The sequence below is a fragment of the Pigmentiphaga sp. genome (assembly GCF_033795525.1).
Lineage (GTDB): Bacteria > Pseudomonadota > Gammaproteobacteria > Burkholderiales > Burkholderiaceae_B > Pigmentiphaga.
Genome location: NZ_JARYGM010000002.1, coordinates 804,958 through 820,678, shown reverse-complemented (window position 1 = coordinate 820,678; position 15,721 = coordinate 804,958). Strand labels below are relative to the sequence as shown.

The 15,721-nt window shown below is 63.3% G+C and carries 14 protein-coding genes and 1 other annotated feature; of the genes, 5 read left to right on the top strand and 9 right to left on the bottom strand.

Annotated elements, in window-relative coordinates; genetic code table 11:
- Positions 1 to 8: 8 nt before the first annotated feature.
- The 3 genes from QHC78_RS08595 to QHC78_RS08585 all read right to left on the bottom strand — a co-directional run bounded on the left by QHC78_RS08595 (position 9) and on the right by QHC78_RS08585 (position 2,004).
- Positions 9 to 884 (bottom strand): ParA family protein, encoded by an 876-nt coding sequence (locus QHC78_RS08595; protein ID WP_042992897.1) that lies wholly within the window; start codon positions 882 to 884, stop codon positions 9 to 11.
- A gap of 42 nt (positions 885 to 926) precedes the next feature.
- Positions 927 to 1,139 (bottom strand): AlpA family transcriptional regulator, encoded by a 213-nt coding sequence (locus QHC78_RS08590; protein WP_003090093.1) that lies wholly within the window; start codon positions 1,137 to 1,139, stop codon positions 927 to 929.
- Positions 1,140 to 1,257: 118 nt separating this feature from the next.
- A complete protein-coding gene (locus tag QHC78_RS08585) occupies positions 1,258 to 2,004 on the bottom strand; it encodes a hypothetical protein (protein ID WP_003120040.1) in 747 nt (248 codons plus the stop codon).
- A 450-nt stretch (positions 2,005 to 2,454) separates the two neighbouring features.
- On the opposite strand from QHC78_RS08585, the gene QHC78_RS08580 reads away from it, so the two are divergent.
- On the top strand, positions 2,455 to 2,955 hold the full coding sequence (locus tag QHC78_RS08580; RefSeq protein ID WP_003098996.1) for a DUF305 domain-containing protein: 501 nt from the start codon (positions 2,455 to 2,457) through the stop codon (positions 2,953 to 2,955).
- Between the two features lie 245 nt (positions 2,956 to 3,200).
- Here QHC78_RS08580 and QHC78_RS08575 read toward each other — a convergent pair.
- Together QHC78_RS08575 and QHC78_RS08570 are read right to left on the bottom strand one after the other, a co-directional pair.
- Positions 3,201 to 4,426, bottom strand: a protein-coding gene (locus QHC78_RS08575) for an IS3 family transposase (RefSeq protein WP_109842673.1) whose coding sequence is annotated in 2 segments (ribosomal slippage) — positions 3,201 to 4,141 and positions 4,141 to 4,426 — 1,227 coding nt in all. Because the reading frame shifts where the segments join, the coding sequence is not laid out codon by codon here.
- Positions 4,032 to 4,148, bottom strand: a sequence feature (AL1L pseudoknot). (Overlaps the previous gene by 117 nt.)
- Before the next feature lie 78 nt (positions 4,427 to 4,504).
- A protein-coding gene (locus QHC78_RS08570) for an IS3 family transposase (RefSeq protein ID WP_115282932.1) occupies positions 4,505 to 5,862 on the bottom strand; the annotation gives its coding sequence in 2 pieces (ribosomal slippage) (positions 4,505 to 5,361 and positions 5,361 to 5,862; 1,359 coding nt in all).
- A 588-nt stretch (positions 5,863 to 6,450) separates the two neighbouring features.
- On the opposite strand from QHC78_RS08570, the gene QHC78_RS08565 reads away from it, so the two are divergent.
- Both QHC78_RS08565 and QHC78_RS08560 read left to right on the top strand, forming a co-directional pair.
- A complete protein-coding gene (locus QHC78_RS08565) occupies positions 6,451 to 6,921 on the top strand; it encodes a (2Fe-2S)-binding protein (protein WP_319743450.1) in 471 nt (156 codons plus the stop codon).
- Positions 6,921 to 9,206, top strand: coding sequence for a xanthine dehydrogenase family protein molybdopterin-binding subunit (locus QHC78_RS08560; RefSeq protein WP_319743449.1), 2,286 nt, complete (start codon positions 6,921 to 6,923; stop codon positions 9,204 to 9,206). The genes QHC78_RS08565 and QHC78_RS08560 overlap by 1 nt, the downstream gene beginning before the upstream one ends.
- 247 nt (positions 9,207 to 9,453) lie before the next feature.
- Here QHC78_RS08560 and QHC78_RS08555 read toward each other — a convergent pair whose 3' ends face one another.
- Complete coding sequence (locus QHC78_RS08555; protein WP_319743448.1) at positions 9,454 to 10,212, bottom strand: SDR family NAD(P)-dependent oxidoreductase; 759 nt, start codon at positions 10,210 to 10,212, stop codon at positions 9,454 to 9,456.
- Between the two features lie 215 nt (positions 10,213 to 10,427).
- Between QHC78_RS08555 and QHC78_RS08550 the strand changes: the two genes are divergently transcribed.
- A complete protein-coding gene (locus tag QHC78_RS08550) occupies positions 10,428 to 11,507 on the top strand; it encodes a sodium:calcium antiporter (protein WP_319743447.1) in 1,080 nt (359 codons plus the stop codon).
- A gap of 93 nt (positions 11,508 to 11,600) precedes the next feature.
- A complete protein-coding gene (locus QHC78_RS08545) occupies positions 11,601 to 12,977 on the top strand; it encodes an amino acid permease (protein WP_319743446.1) in 1,377 nt (458 codons plus the stop codon).
- Here the strand turns inward: QHC78_RS08545 and QHC78_RS08540 are convergent.
- From QHC78_RS08540 to QHC78_RS08530, 3 genes are all read right to left on the bottom strand, one after another.
- Positions 12,974 to 13,765, bottom strand: coding sequence for an ABC transporter permease (locus QHC78_RS08540; protein ID WP_319743445.1), 792 nt, complete (start codon positions 13,763 to 13,765; stop codon positions 12,974 to 12,976). The genes QHC78_RS08545 and QHC78_RS08540 overlap by 4 nt on opposite strands.
- The gene (locus QHC78_RS08535; protein WP_413816436.1) at positions 13,762 to 14,559 is read right to left on the bottom strand and encodes an ABC transporter ATP-binding protein; all 798 of its coding nucleotides are present in this window, start codon (positions 14,557 to 14,559) and stop codon (positions 13,762 to 13,764) included. Before QHC78_RS08535 ends, QHC78_RS08540 begins: the two co-directional genes overlap by 4 nt.
- 130 nt (positions 14,560 to 14,689) lie before the next feature.
- Positions 14,690 to 15,706: an ABC transporter substrate-binding protein gene (locus QHC78_RS08530; RefSeq protein ID WP_319743444.1), complete on the bottom strand. Its 1,017-nt coding sequence runs from the start codon at positions 15,704 to 15,706 to the stop codon at positions 14,690 to 14,692.
- Between the last annotated feature and the right edge of the window lie 15 nt (positions 15,707 to 15,721).

Below are 15,721 nucleotides of genomic sequence, written 5' to 3'. Positions count from 1 at the left end.
GGGCCAGCTCATGTGCGTTCGCCATGGGGCCTCCCAGGATCAAGAGGTCGCTGCGGGCGGCCGGATACTTGAGCCAGTCGGTCCTGCCATTGTGGGAGCAACTCGCTCGCGAGTGCGCGCATCGTATCGAGCGCGGCCGGGGCGACTCTGCCGGCCGGCTGGCGGTTTTCGACCCGATGCACCGGCAGGCCGCGCGTTGCGGCGCGCGGATAGGCTTCGATGGCCGGTACGTCCGTGGTCAGCACGCGGATGCCGGCATGGTTTTGAAAGAGGTCGCGCAGAGCCTGCTGGATCAGCCGTGCATTGGCGGACACCGGATGGACGCGGTTGATGAGCAGATGCAGCGGCGGCGGCTCGATGCCCAGGTGCCGGTACGGCGCAATGTCTTCGAGCAACTGCATGGTGCCGCGCCGCAGCTCGCGGGCCGCGAGGATTTCCGGCGTGACGGGCGACAGCGCAAGGTTGGAAGCGAGCACCGCCATTTCCAGCAACACCGAGCGCGCGCCCTGGGTGTCGATCAGCACCAGGTCGTAGAGGGGAACAAGCACCGGCAACAGATGCCGCAGCCGCAGGCGCCCGTCCGGCGCGTGCAGCAGCAAGGTGTTCAGCTCGCCCCGATGGTCGTTGGACAGCACCAGGTCCAGGCCCGCGACGACCGTGCGGGACACGAGCTGGCCGAGGTCGCGCTCGTTGAAGGCCAACAGCTCATAGATGCCGCCGGGTGCGCGATGCGCCAACTCGTAATAGGAGGACAAGGTGGGTTGCACGTCGAGATCGAGCAGCAGCACGCGCAGGCCCGCGTCCGCGGCGAGCCCGCCCAGGTTGGCGGCCGTCGTGGTCTTGCCGACGCCGCCCTTCGTTGAAATGATGGATACGACCTGCATGGCGCTCTCCGGCTGGGAATGGGAAGTCCGCGGGAGAGCGGGTCAGGTCCGGTGGTTGAGGCGCTCGGCGATCCACTGGTCGATTTCGATCGAATCCCAGCCGACAGCGCGCACGCCCAGGCGCAGCGCCTGGGGGAACTGGCGCTTCTTCATCAGGTTGTAGATGTGGGCGCGTTTGAAGCCGGACTTCGCTTCGACTTCATCGAGCCGCAGGATGCGGCGCTCGTTCGGCGGGAGTACAGGGGTCTGCGACATGGCGGTCACTCCTGAACGCTCGGTGGCGTTTGTTGGCGTGACCTCTATTCAATAGACCTGGCTGCGGAAAGACATTGCAAATGCAATCTCCGCGATTGCACATACAAGCTGGATAACCTCATGCGCTTGCGCTACGGACGTACCTCTTAGCGTTGGCGAACTTTCCGTTTAAGGTGCGCTCAGTGATGCCCATGGTGCCGCCGTAGTGGGCGACCAATGCAGAGACAAGGGCCTCCTGCGTTTTGAAGCTGGAATAGGGCACGCCTGAAGGCGACTGGCTCAGCATCAGCGTCAACATCCCACCAATGATGTTGAGATAGGTCGTTTCCGCCCGTTCGCTGATCTCGCATTGCTTGGATGCCAACAGCACCGAGGATTGCTTGAGTAGCGTGTCGTGCTGCTCCTGCAGTTCTCGCATCTCACGTCGGGCTTGTTCAAGCGCGGCCTGAAGGGCCAGCCGCTCCACGAGGATCGCCTGTCCTGTTTCCATGGTGATGAAAGGATGCGCCATGCGTTCGCCACGGCTGAACAGAAATCCTGGCCGGTGCTCGGGGTAGTGGGTGCGCATCCAGCGTTTCAGATCGACATGGCGAACAGTCAGATCTAGAGAATTGAGCAGCTTCGGATCATTGAGCGTGATCCCGTTCTTGCCGTAGGGCAGCTCTCCGTTGAGGATGCCGTCATAGATACGTTCCGAGTGCAGCCGGCACTCATTCCATCGAGGGCAGTTCAGCGACCGAGGCAGGACACGCGGTGACGCGATCGTGGCCAGGATCATCGGCAGATACCGCAGCAACCCAGCCCATCGGATGGCCGCCTCGATGGGACGATAGAACACCTTTGATGTTGAAATGTCCTTGTGCATGTCTTCGTCTCCTTTCGGGTGCGCTACATCACCGGCTCCTTTCTTGCCCAAGGGCTGTTGTGTCGTTATGGCCTGCGACGGACGCTTGAGGCGATGCCCTAAGCGAAGGCGGAGGAGGCCATTGGCGTCCGCCGCAGGTGGCCTTGTCTTGCTTGATATGCAAGAATCGATCAGTTGCCGGCCCATCGAGCGATGAGGACGCAAGCTCGATATTGGCGCTCACGGTACCAGCGTCATAGGTGGCGCAAAGCCCATCAAGACCGATTTGGTATGGTCTGATATCCAGACGGTTCAAGACCCGCGAGTTGAAGCGTTCGACGCCCCTACGTCCAGTTGGGGACTGGAAATCAGCGGTTAGTGATGCATCGCTCCACATGCTGATATATCGACAAAGTATCTGCCGCAGTACCAGTGACCCTGCCAGGTTGCCCCAGCAAATAGGAGACGGAGATGGCTGAACATTCCCATGAACATCAACATCACACATCCGGTCAGATGGGTAAGCACGGCCGACCATACGCCAAGTTCTGGGTGAACATGGTGTTGGGACTCGTCGTCATGTACTTCGTAATGTTCAGCATGATCGACGGCGCTAGGGACTTCAGAAACAATCTCAACATGCTCTACATGGCGGTCACTATGTGGGCGCCAATGGGCATCTTCATGCTAGCGACAATGCCCGGCATGTTTCCAAACCGGCGGCTCAATCTCGTGCTGTACGGCTTGTTTGCCGTTCTCACACTCGGTTCTTTTGCCGCTACCCGTGCTCAAACCGGAATCGGCGATCGACAGTTCATCGCGTCTATGGTCCCGCACCATTCGGGAGCTATCCTCATGTGCCGCGAGGCGCAGCTCTCAGATCCGGAACTCGTCAACCTATGCCAAGCGATTTCCGATGGCCAGCGCGCGGAGATCGAGCAGATGAACCGGATTGCTGCACGCCTTCGTTGAGGCTGGCTGCCACTACACTGGCGCCGCGTTGCGCTCCGGCGAAGTTAGCCGCAGCGATGTAAAGATGAGTACTTGCGGTGTTCCGATGCCGGCGGTCGTGTCCTACAGCCGTCCAGGTGCCAGGCAGTCCACGCGACACCACCCCGCGCTGCCTGCGGAGCGAGCGCAAGTCATGATCGTCGCAAGTTGGAGTTCGATAGCGAACCTGAACCGCCCCGGGTTTCCCGGAGACTCCTTGGGTTGAGTCACGCCGACATGACGGACTCGTTGGGTTGCGAATAGTAGTTGGCTTCGGCTTCGGCCGGCGGGATATTACCGATCGGTTCAAGCAATCGGCGGTTGTTGAACCAGTCGACCCAATGGAGCGTGGCCCACTCGACTTCGTCGCGCGTGCGCCAGGATGACTTCCGATGGATCACCTCGGCCTTGTAGAGGCCGTTGATGGTCTCGGCCAGTGCGTTGTCGAACGAGTCGCCCACGCTGCCCACAGAGGGCTCCAGGCCCGCCTCGGCCAGCCGCTCGGTGTATCGGATCGACACGTACTGGACGCCTCGGTCGCTGTGGTGGATCAGGCGATCCGGGCCGACCGGCTTCCTCGCGTACAACGCCTGCTCGAGCGCGTCGAGCACGAAGTCCGTCTGCATCGAGCAGGAGGCCTTCCAGCCCACGATGCGACGGGCGAACACGTCGATGACGAAAGCGACGTAGACCCATCCTTGCCAAGTCGAGACGTACGTGAAGTCGCTGACCCACAGCGCGTTCGGCCGATCGGCCTTGAATTGCCGCTTCACGTGATCGAGCGGGCACGGCGCCTTCGGATCGCTCACCGTCGTGCGCACGGCCTTGCCTCGAACAACGCCCCTCAGCCCAAGCCGCTTCATCAGCCGCTGCACGGTACAGCGCGCAACGTCGACTCGCTCGCGCCGCAGCTGCCGCCAGACCTTGCGTACCCCGTAGACCTGGTAGTTGTCGTCCCACACGCGCTGCACCTCGGGTATCAGTATCTCGTCGGTCTTCACCCGCTGCGATCGCAGCTCCGGATCGGCCTGCCTGGCCGCATGCGCGTAGTACGTCGACGGGGCGATCTGCAGCACCTTGCAGATCGGCTCGACCCCGTGAACGTCTCGCTGCTCATCGACGAATCGCTTCATCGTTTGAAGGGGCGGTCGAGCTCCGCCTGGGCAAAATACGCCGACGCCTTGCGTAGGATCTCGTTGGCCTGGCGCAGCTCGCGCACCTCGCGTTCGAGCGCCCTGATGCGCTCCTTCTCGGCCGTCGTTACGCCGTCACGCTTGCCCGTGTCGCGCTCGTGCTGGCGAAGCCAGCCTCGCAGCGTCTCGGCCGTGCAGCCAACCTTGGCCGCCACCGACACGATCGCCGCCCACTGCGACTCGTACTCGTCTTGGTGCTCCAGCACCATCTTCACCGACCGTTCCCGGACTTCCGGGGAGAACTTGCTTGCTCTGCTCATAGCTCCATCTTCTCAAGGAATGGAGCCTCCAGATTTTTGAACTGACCCCCAGAAGTTGGACGGTCACGATGCCGCCGTTCAGGCGGTGCTTCTCAATCGGTACTCCACCGGACTGAGTCCCAGCAGCCCGAGCTTGATGCGCTCGTGGTTGTAGTAGTGGACGTAATCATGCACGCCCGCTTCGAGTGCATCAATGCTGTCGGGCCTTTCAAGATGGAAATACTCGGCCTTCAGGGTGCCGAAGAAGCTTTCAATCGCCGCGTTGTCGAAGCAGTTGCCTTTGCGACTCATGCTTTGCCTGGCTCCGCGTCGCGCGAGCATCGCTCGGTAGGGCTGCATCTTGTAGTGCCAGCCTTGATCGGAGTGCACGATCAGGTCGGCCGCGCAACTGGTCTGCGAGAGCGCGGCGTCAAGCATGCTGGAAACCATCTCGAAGACCGGGCGCCTTGCCATGCGGTACGCGACGATCTCGCCGTTGTACAGGTCCATGCAGGCCGACAGGTAGAGCTTGTGGCCGCCCACGTTGAACTCGGTGACGTCGGTCGCCCACTTCTGGCTCGGAGCGGTCGCACAGAAGTCGCGCTGCAGAACGTTGGGAACGTGTGCATCGCTCGTGCCTGGGACATGCCGGGAGCGCTTCTTCACCCGAATCAACGCGCGCAGCCCCATCTTCTGCATCAGACGCTGCACGCACTTGTGGTTGACCGGCTCTCCCATTGAATTGCACAGCGCGGCCGTGATCCGCCGGTATCCATAGCGGCCCTTGTGCTCGTCATAGACAGTGCGGATGCTCGCCTCCATAGTGCTGTGCGGGTCGGCGCGCTGGGTTGCCTGGCACTGGTAGTAGAACGTGCTGCGCGCCAGGCCCGCTACCTGCAGCAGGTCCGCCAGTTTATGGTCATGCCTCAACCCAGCAATCAGACGCGCTTTGTCGGCGCAGCTGACCTCTTCGACTGGATCAAGGCCTGCAATTTTTTTAGGTACGCGACCTCCGCGCGCAGTCGCTCGTTCTCTTCCCGCAGGGTCTTCTGCGCATCGGCAACGACCGTGCTTGACGGTGTTGCAGAGCGTCGTTCTGGCTTCATCTTGGGCTGCTCTTCTTTCCCGCTCGCGCGCGCCTGCAGGCGGCCTTGATCGAGATTGCGTCGCCAGACCACGACCTGATTGGGATTGCGGATGTCATAGATCGCCGCGACCTGGCGGCTGGAAAGCTGTTCGCGATCCTGATGAGCCAGCACCTGCAGCTTGAACCGCGCACTGTACGCGCTGCGCTTGGGGCGCAAGCCGTCGATGCCGTGCAGACGGTAGTGGCTCACCCAGGTGCGGACCTTCTCCTCGGGAATCGACCACCGCCGAGCCAAGAGCTTCGCGCCGCCTTCGCCTGCCAAGAAGCTCAGGACCACTTCCAGCTTGAACTCCGTTTCGTACTTCCTCATGAAACCCCTTGAAGTTTGTCCAACTTCTGGGGGTCAGTTCATTTCCGGGGCGGTTCAAACCCGCTGAGCAGCTCGACGCATCAGGCGTAACGACGGGTGGATGGACCATCCTTGGACGCTGGTGGAAGTGGTTGGATGAACTTTGTTGCCGAGGGCGAAAAACAAGGCTATAATTGAGTTCTTCACTAATCACCACAGTGGAGAAAGTGATTGGGAAACAGAGACTTAGCGCTCTAATGCATGACTCGTTTCCCGCTCCAGAATTTAAAAAGGCCCAGACTTCGGTTTGGGCCTTTTGCATTTTGCACCCCGGCAACGTGCTCAATAACTGCCTTTTCTCCTTAAGCAGTCGTTAGTTTTTCAGCGGCGGCGCGTGTAAAGCTGCGCTCGCGCGCCACGGTGAGAATTGCCGTACACATCCCGGAGGTTTTCGCCTGACATGGGATATACCTGGGATTTTCAGTTAGGGTCTATGGCGAAGCGCGTCCACCAACACGGTTTGGTCACAACGTGCTGCTGATTGCGTAGCCGATACGGGCATTTCACACAGGCATAATGCGGGCTATACAACCAGGGAGTCTTACACCCATGACACGGATCCAAGTCAATGGCCAGGCCAAGGACGTCGACGTACCCGAGGACATGCCTCTGCTGTGGGTGCTGCGTGACGAACTCGGGATGACTGGCGCCAAATTCGGCTGCGGCATGGCGCTGTGCGGCGCCTGTACCGTGCATGTGGATGGCCAGCCCGCCCGTGCATGCATGACGCCGGTGGGCGCGGTTGCCGGCCAGGTCATTTCCACCATCGAAGGCATGGCGGCCGATCGCGTGGGCCAGGTCGTGCAGCAAGCCTGGATCGAGAACAACGTAGCCCAGTGCGGCTATTGCCAGGCGGGGCAGATCATGACGGCAGTGGGCCTGCTCAAGAGCACGCCGGCGCCGACCGAGCAACAGATCGACGAAGCGATGAGTGGCAATATCTGCCGCTGCGGCACTTATCCGCGCATCCGCGCCGCGATCCAGCAGGCGGCGCGCCAACTGACGCAAGGGGGCAAATAATGACGATCACTGCTGAAATTTCGCGTCGCGGCTTCTTGCAAGCCGGCCTGGGCGCGCTGACGCTGGCCGTGACCGCCAAGGGCGTGATCAGCACGGTCTGGGCCGCGGATGCGCCGAAAAAGTTCGGCGCCGACTCCATGTCCGGCGGCACGGTGGACGACCCGCTGGTCTTTGTCTCCATCGCCCCCGATGGCACGGTCACGATCGTGGCGCACCGGGCCGAGATGGGCACCGGTGTGCGTACCAGCCTGCCCATGGTGGTGGCCGATGAAATGGAAGCGCTGTGGGAGCGCGTGAAAATCGTGCAGGCCGATGGCGACGAAGAACGCTACGGCAACCAGAACGTGGACGGCTCGCGCAGCGTGCGCCACTTCCTGATGCCGATGCGGCGCGTGGGCGCGGCCGCCCGCCAGATGCTGGAAGCGGCCGCCGCCGCGCGCTGGTCGGTGCCGATGGCCGAAGTCAAGGCCGTGCGGCACGAAGTGGTGCACCAGCCCACCGGCCGCCGCCTGGGCTACGGCGAACTGGCGGCGAACGCCTCGCGCCAGCCTATACCCAAGGGCGATGCGCTGAAACTCAAAACCCGCGCGGAATTCCGCTATATCGGCAAGAACCGCGTGCGCCTGGTCGACCTGGAAGACATCGGCAAGGGCCAGGCCATCTACGGCATGGACATGCGCCTGCCCGGCATGGTCTACGCCGTGGTGGCGCGCCCGCCGGTAGTGGGCGGCAAGCTGCGCAAGGTGGACAGCAGCAAGGCGCTGGCCGTGCCTGGCGTGCTGAAAGTGGTGGAGATCCCCGGCTTCGCCGGTGCGCCGGCTTTCCTGCCGCTGGGCGGCGTGGCCGTGGTGGCGCGCAATACCTGGGCCGCCCGCCAGGGCCGCGACGCGCTGGTGCTCGAATGGGACGATGGCCCCAACGCCAGCTACGATTCCGCCGAATACAAAAAGACGCTGGAGGCCGCTGCGCGCAAGACGGGCAAGGTCATGCGCAGCAATGGCAACGCCGTGCGGGCCTGGACCGAGGCGCCCGAAGCCGAACGCCTGGCCGCCGAATACTATGTGCCGCATTTGGCCCATGCCTCGATGGAGCCGCCGGTCGCCACGGTGCGTATCCAGGGCGGCAAGGCCGAGGTCTGGACCTCCATCCAGAACCCCATCGCGGCGCGCGATGCTGTGGCGGCGCGCCTGAAGCTCGATCCCGGCAAGGTCACGGTCAATGTGCTGCTGTTGGGCGGCGGCTTCGGCCGCAAGTCCAAGCCCGATTTCGTCGACGAAGCCGCCATCGTGGCCCAGGCCATGCCCGAGGGCACGCCGGTCAAGCTGGTCTGGACGCGTGAAGACGATATCCGGCACGATTACCTGCACACGGTATCGGTGGAGCGCCTGGAAGCCGTGATGGACAAAGGCGGCCAGGTGCGTTCCTGGCTGCATCGAAGCGCCTCGCCGTCGATCGCGTCGCTGTATTCGACCAAGCCCCAGGGGCAGCAGCTGTTTGAATCGGCGATGTCGGCGATCAATATGCCCTACCGTATTCCTAACGTGCAGGTCGAAACCGCCGAGGTCATGGCGCACACGCGCATCGGCTGGTTCCGCTCGGTGGCGAACATTCCGCATGCTTTCGCGGCGCAAAGTTTCATCGCCGAACTGGCGCACCGGGCGGGTAAAGACCATCGGCAATTCGCGCTCGACCTGATCGGCCCGGCGCGCCGGATCGACCCGGCCGAGATGAGCGACGGCTGGAACTACACCGAGTCGCCCGAGCGCTACCCCTACGATACAGGTCGCTTGCGCGGCGTGATCGAAGCCGCCTGCAAGGGCGCGCGCTGGGGCCGCGAACTACCCAAGGGCCACGGCCTGGGCCTGGCTTTCTGCTACAGCTTCCTGAGCTATGCCGCCACGGTGGTCGAAGTGATGGTCGATGAAAAGGGTGAAGTGCGCGTGCTGTCCGTGGACATGGCGCTGGACTGCGGCCCGCAGGTCAACCCGGAGCGGATCCGCGCGCAGATGGAAGGCGGGGCCGTCATGGGCCTGAGCCTGGCGCTGACAGGCGAGATCAGCTTCGAGCAAGGTCGTGTGGTGCAAAGCAACTTCCACGACTACGAAGTGTTGCGCCACGACGCCTCGCCGCGCGAGATCCGCACCCACCTGGTCAACGACAGCGATGCCTATGCCCCCGGCGGCGTGGGCGAGCCGCCGGTGCCTCCGGTGGCGCCGGCCCTGTGCAATGCGATCTTCGCGGCCACCGGCAAGCGGATTCGCAGCCTGCCGGTGAGGACGGTTTAAGAAGCTATATCGGCGCCTTCGCGCAGCGCGGCGAGCTTCGTCAAGGTGATGGCCGGGTCGATCTGCCGGATGCCTCTTCGGCGGCTGCCGAAGGGGATGCCGCTCGAACTCATCGCCCGATACTGCTAGTGCCGTTAACGAACGCGGATGATGCTCTTCCCTTTGCGCCGTCCGGCAGGACTCAAGGCCGCCGCGGCATCCTCGAGGCTAGCTAGATCGGCCGTCCGCGGCTCCTGGCCGATAGCCGCTACGGCAGCGGCGTGCCGGTGACCCGCTCCAGTTCGGCCAGCAATCTGTCCTGGAACGTGGCGTCGTTGACGGCCGGGTGCGGCTTCCTGCGCTGTTGGTGATGCCAGTACCCGCCGCTGGTCAGCGCCTCGGGGTCGCTGCTGGTAGCAAGCCATTCCTGGGTCTGGTGGCCGAGCCGCAGGTTACCCGGCGCATTCGGGCCCCCCATTTTTGTCGGCACCCAGCCGGGATCCACCGCGTTGCTCAGCACGTCGCGCCAATGCCGCGCAACGGCCGCAGCCAGGGCGGTAACGAAAAGCTTGCTGTCCGAGTAGGTGCTGGTGGAAGTGCGGCCGGACCAGTCCATTCCCGCCAGGTCTGCGCGTCCGTCCATATGCATGCCGCTGCTCAGGTAAATCAGCCGCTTGGGGCGCTGGATCAGCGCCGTAAGCAGATACGGCGCGACCACGTTCACAACCAGCAATGGCGGACCCGAGAAAATACCGGCGTTGTGGATGACTGCGTCCATCCCGCCGATTTCATTAACCTGGCGGGCGAGGTCGCGTGTCTGGTCGAGGTTCGCCAGGTCGCCGATGGTCGCGATGGCGCCTTGGTCCAGGAGCTCCTGGACGGCGGAGAGCCGTGCCCGGGAGCGGGCATGGACGACCACCTCGTGGCCGTCGGCGAGCAGGGTCTTGGCCGCGGCATGGCCGAGTCCGTCAGCGGAACCGGTGATGAACACGCGGGCTTTTCGGTGTGTCTGTCGATCAGTGGGCATGATGGACTCCTTCGAGGGTTGGAGGGCGTCTACCTCCGGGAGAGCCAGATATCTATGTACTATCAGATGGCGCAGCGAGGGAACAGGGCAGGGTAACTGTCCATGTCTACCGTTGAGGTGGCGTCCTGCCGGAACGCCATAGCGCCGCGTCCGGTGACAAGCCCGCGCACACGTGCTAGCGTGCGCCAAATCGTCCAGGACCATGGAATCGCGCCGTGTTTCAGGGATACTCGCTTGCCGCCGTGGCCGCTGTCTTCATCGCCGCGGCCGCCGCCATCTGGTATGCCGGCATCCGCCTTGTCGATGCCACCGATATTCTCGACGATCGATGGCGTCTGGGCGAAGCTCTGGGCGGCACGCTGCTGCTGGCCATCGCGACTAATCTTCCCGAGCTCGCTATTACGGCCAGCGCGGCCTGGTCGGGCAACGTGGGGGTGGCGGTCGGCAACATCCTGGGCGGCATCGCGATCCAGACGGTGATACTGGCGGTGCTCGATTTCCGCATGCAAAACGGCGGCCCGTTGACCCGCCGGGCGGCCAGCCTGCCGTTGATCCTCGAGGGGTTGGCGGTCGTGGCCATCCTTGGCGTCTGCATCATGGCAACGCAGTTGCCGCCGTCGTTGATCTTCGATCGCCTGACGCCCGGTCCCGTGCTGGTGGCCTTGGTCTGGATAGCGGGCGTGTGGCTGATAGGTCGCGCCAACGAGCAGTCGCCGGCCGACCCGTCCGGCGAGCCGGGGCCGGGAGCGCTGCAGGCGGCGTGGGTAGACGGTACACCGAGCCGGCGTTCTTCTCCTTCGGTCTCTGGCGGAAGCACGGCAAGGGCCGTATGGATCTTCATCGGGGCATCGGTCGTCACCCTGGTAGCCGGCGTAATCCTGGAGCGGGCCAGCGACGTGATAGCGGAACGGACAGGAATGAGCGGCGTGCTGTTCGGCGCCACTGTTCTGGCGGCCGCGACCGCCTTGCCGGAGCTCTCCACCGGCCTGCGCGCCATTGCCAAGGGCGACTATCGCCTGGCCGTCAGCGACATCTTTGGCGGTAACGCCTTTCTTCCCGTTCTGTTTCTGCTGGCCACGCTGCTGTCCGGGCAGGCAGTTCTTCCACGGGCAAGTGAATCAGACATCTATCTGGCGGGACTGGGCATCTTGCTGACCTGCGTTTATCTGGCCGGCTTGGTTTTCAGGCCGTCGCATAGAATCACAGCCGCACGCATCGGGCCCGACTCACTCGCCGCGCTGGTTTTCTATGGGGTGGGAATGGCCGGTTTGTGTGCCATGGAGCTCGCGGCATAGTGGGCGCGGCTGCTCCTGGGAGGGTGCCGGTGGTATTGGATTTGCTTGCATCGTATAGGCGAACAACAGTGGCCCGGAGCGGCCTGTGACTCCATGAAAAATTCATCCAGCAAGAGCTTGAGCCGCGGGCTCAAGAATCGCCATATCCAGCTGATCGCGCTCGGGGGCGCGATCGGAACCGGGCTGTTCCTTGGCGTTGCCAAGACCATCCAGCTTGCCGGTCCGTCGGTACTGCTCGGCTACGCAGTGGCCGGCGTGATCGCCTTTCTCATCATGCGCCAGCTCGGCGAGATGGTGGTCGAAGAGCCGGTGGCGGGCTCGTTCAGCCATTTTGCCTACCGCTACTGGGGCGGGTTCGCCGGTTTCCTGTCGGGCTGGAACTACTGGGTACTCTACGTGCTGGTCAGCATGGCAGAGCTTTCCGCCGTGGGGATCTACGTGCAGTACTGGTGGCCGGGCGTGCCGACGTGGGTGTCGGCCCTTGCATTCTTCGTGCTGATCAATGGCATCAACCTGCTGCAGGTGAAACTGTTCGGCGAAATGGAATTCTGGTTCTCCATCATCAAGGTGGCGGCCATCATCAGCATGATCGCGTTCGGCTCGTGGCTGCTTTTCAGCGGCAATGGCGGGCCTCAGGCAACGGTGACGAACCTGTGGGCGCTGGGCGGTTTTTTTCCCAACGGCGTGGAAGGCTTGGTGATGGCCATGGCGGTGATCATGTTCTCATTCGGTGGCCTGGAGCTGGTCGGTATTACTGCGGCCGAGGCCGACGACCCGGGCAGGACGATTCCCAAGGCCACGAACCAGGTCATCTACCGCATCCTGATCTTCTACGTCGGCGCGCTGGCGGTGCTGCTCGCGCTCTATCCCTGGAACGAGGTCGGGCAGGGCGGCAGTCCCTTCGTCATGATCTTCCATTCGCTGGACAACGGCTGGGTCGCCACGGCGCTCAACATCGTCGTGCTGACGGCGGCATTGTCGGTCTACAACAGCAGCGTCTACTGCAATAGCCGCATGCTGCTGGGATTGGCGGTGCAGGGCAACGCGCCGCGGGTATTCAGCCGGATCAATGGGCGCGGCGTGCCGGTCGCGGCATTGGGGCTGTCGGCCGCCGTGACGGCGGTCTGCGTGGTGATCAATTACCTGATACCCGAAGAAGCATTCGGCCTGCTAATGATGCTGGTCGTGGCCGCGCTCGTCATCAACTGGGGAATCATCAGCCTCACGCACCTGATGTTCCGCCGAAGCATGCGCCGGCAGTCCCGCCATACCGCCTTCCGCAGCCTGGGCTATCCCTGGACCAATTATTTGTGCCTTGCCTTCATGTTGGGGATACTCGTGGTGATGTATCTGACGCCGGGCATTCGCGCCGCCGTGTTCCTGATCCCCGTGTGGATAGCCTTGCTGGGCGTGCTTTATTGGGTACGGCGCAGGGCCGGCGGGGCCGGCGCCGAGGCGGCGCCGGGCTAGCGGCGCTGGCCGCGCAGCGCCCAGCGCGTCATGCGCATTTCTACGACGGCGCAGAGGCCGTAGGCCACGACGGCGAGCGCGGCGACGACCACCAGGCCGGCAAAAACCAGTGCTACATCGAAGCGCGAGGACGCCGCCTGCATCAGGAATCCGATCCCGGTATTCGATGCCACGGTTTCCGACAGCACGGAGCCGACGAACGCCAGGGTGATAGCAATTTTCAGGGACGCGAACAGGTAAGGCAGCATGCGGGGAATGCCGACTTTGGTGAGGATTTCGTAACGGTTCGCGCCGAGCGAGCGCATGACGTCCTCGGTTTCAGGATCGATGGTGGCGAGCCCGGTCGCGACGTTCACGATGATGGGGAATACAGCCAGTGCGAATGCCATGATCGCGGCGGGGACGGGGCCGATGCCGAACCAAAGGACGAAGATGGGGACGAGCGCCACCTTCGGAACTGCGTTGAAAGCGACCAGCAACGGATACAAACCGCTGTAGACCAGGGGAGAGGCGCCGATGGACAGGCCGATCAGGAGGCCGCCGGCGACTGCGGCGGCAAAGCCGATCAGCGTGGTCAGCAAGGTGTGCCAGGCGTTGGTCCAGATGACGTCGTAATGGCGGACTATGGCTTCGATGATGTCGCCGGGCGCGGGCAGCATCAGACTGGCATCGCCCATGAGCCGAGAGACGGTCTGCCACACTATCAACGCCAGCCCGGCCGTCAGCCAGGGCATCAGTGCCCGCGCGGCCGCATGGCGCCGCCGTTGCTGCCGTTTGGTCAGGCTCATGTGCGGGCCTCGACGATTTTGCTGTGGATCTCCTGCACGATTTCGCCGAACACGGGATCGTAGGTGCCTGCCACGCTGCGCGGGCGTGGGATGTCGATGCGGCGATCCAGCACGACGCGGCCCGGCCGCCTGCTCAGCACGATGACCCGGTCGGCGAGGAATACCGCTTCCCGCAGGTCGTGAGTGACCAGCATGGCGCTGAAACGGTGCTCCAGCCATAAACGTTGCGTCATGACCCAGAGCTCTTCCCGCGTGAAGGCATCCAGGGCGCCGAACGGCTCGTCCAGCATCAACAGGCGCGGTTCGTGGACGAGCGCTCGGCAGACGTTGGCGCGCTGCTGCATGCCGCCCGAGAGCTCCCACGGATATTTGTGCGCGAACTCGATGAGCCCGACCTCCTCGAGGGTTTTGCGGGCCCGTTCTTCGTACTGGGCACGAAGTGTCCGCAGTTTGTGCTTATGGGGTTTGACGATCTCGAAGGGAAGCATGACGTTGTCCAGCGTGGTGCGCCAGGGCATCAGCGTCGAGTTTTGGAACGCCATGCCGACGTTGCGCACCGGTCCGTCCACCCGCTTGCCATCGATAAAGACACTACCGCCATCGGGCGCAAGCAGGCCCGTCACCAGCTTCATGAGCGTCGATTTGCCGCAGCCCGAGGGCCCCACTACGGCGACGAACTCGCCGCGCTCCACTTGCAGCGTCAGCCTGTCCAGCGCGAGCGTCTGGTCGTCGTCTTCGCCATAGACGAGGCTCACACCCCGCAGATCGACATGGATGTCGGCGGGAGCCTGCACAGCGGTCAGCGCGGCCCGTCGCAGGGGCTGCTCGCCGCCAGTCGGGTCGGTCAATGGAAGGAACGTCACTCGGCGTTCCTCCCGGTGGGGCGGAGACCGATAAGCACTGGCCGGCATCGCACGACAGCTCCTAGCGGGACTCGAAGGCCAGCTCGGACTTCGGGGGCAGGTAGTCGCCGGACCAAATATCCGCCACAGCCGGCTTGGCGACGGACAACGACTCGGCCACCATGGAAAGTGCGGCCTCATAACGGGTCGCGTCCACGAAGCTGAAGCCATGTTGCTTGACGTTGGGCGTCACGACGATCATGTTGGTCGCGAAGTCCAGGTTGTCCAGCTCGATCGTGCTGTCCACCATCGAGTTGTACTTCTTGAGCGTGGCGATGGCCGCCTTGGGGTCGTCGATGGTCATCTTGATGCCCTTGACCGTACAGCTCAGGAAATCTTGCACCGCTTTCTTGTTGGCCCGGGCCCATTCCTCTTTCACGATTACCGTATTGCCCGGTACCTTAACGCCATGCGAGGCGTAATCCAGGACCACGAGCTCGTCGCGCGAGACCTTGAGCGCCCGCAGTCCCTTGAGGATGGTGTTCAGGTGGCCGGCGGCGCCGTCGGCTTTGCCTTGGGCCACCGTGGCCTGCCGCAGGTCGGGAGTTACCGTGACCCATTCCACCTTGGCGGCATCGACGCCGTTTATCTTGGCGAACGCCGGGAACATGACCCGCGCCGATTCGCCCTGGGGACCGGCCAGGCGCTTTCCTTCCAGGTCCTTGGGCTTGGCTACGCCCGACTTCTTGGTGGCCACGACCGCCAGCGGCGAGGCATCGCTGACGATGAAGACGATGGTCAGTTTTTGGCCCGGATGCGCGGCGTTGTAGGCCACCACGCTGCCAAAGTCCGCCACGCCGATGTTGTAGGCGCCGGATGCGACCTTGCTGATCGCGTCGCCAGAACCCATGCCGCGGTCGATGCCAAGCTTGATGCCCTTGTCGGTAAAGCAGCCGCTTTCCGCGGCGGCAGTCCACATCGATTGCGGACCTTCGAAAGCCCAATCCAGCACGAGCTTGACCGGCGTTTGCGCGCCTGCGACAGCGGGCAGGATGACACCGAAGGCAATGGCCAGGAGGGCCTTGAGTGGAAGGTTCATCGCGATCCTCGAAAG

Excerpts from the sequence above, each read along its gene's own strand:
- QHC78_RS08595 (WP_042992897.1), bottom strand. The coding sequence starts at position 884 with ATGCAGGTCGTATCCATCATTTCAACGAAGGGCGGCGTCGGCAAGACC.
- QHC78_RS08590 (WP_003090093.1), bottom strand. The coding sequence starts at position 1,139 with ATGTCGCAGACCCCTGTACTCCCGCCGAACGAGCGCCGCATCCTGCGG.
- QHC78_RS08585 (WP_003120040.1), bottom strand. The coding sequence starts at position 2,004 with ATGCACAAGGACATTTCAACATCAAAGGTGTTCTATCGTCCCATCGAG.
- QHC78_RS08580 (WP_003098996.1), top strand. The coding sequence starts at position 2,455 with ATGGCTGAACATTCCCATGAACATCAACATCACACATCCGGTCAGATG.
- QHC78_RS08565 (WP_319743450.1), top strand. The coding sequence starts at position 6,451 with ATGACACGGATCCAAGTCAATGGCCAGGCCAAGGACGTCGACGTACCC.
- QHC78_RS08560 (WP_319743449.1), top strand. The coding sequence starts at position 6,921 with ATGACGATCACTGCTGAAATTTCGCGTCGCGGCTTCTTGCAAGCCGGC.
- QHC78_RS08555 (WP_319743448.1), bottom strand. The coding sequence starts at position 10,212 with ATGCCCACTGATCGACAGACACACCGAAAAGCCCGCGTGTTCATCACC.
- QHC78_RS08545 (WP_319743446.1), top strand. The coding sequence starts at position 11,601 with ATGAAAAATTCATCCAGCAAGAGCTTGAGCCGCGGGCTCAAGAATCGC.
- QHC78_RS08540 (WP_319743445.1), bottom strand. The coding sequence starts at position 13,765 with ATGAGCCTGACCAAACGGCAGCAACGGCGGCGCCATGCGGCCGCGCGG.
- QHC78_RS08530 (WP_319743444.1), bottom strand. The coding sequence starts at position 15,706 with ATGAACCTTCCACTCAAGGCCCTCCTGGCCATTGCCTTCGGTGTCATC.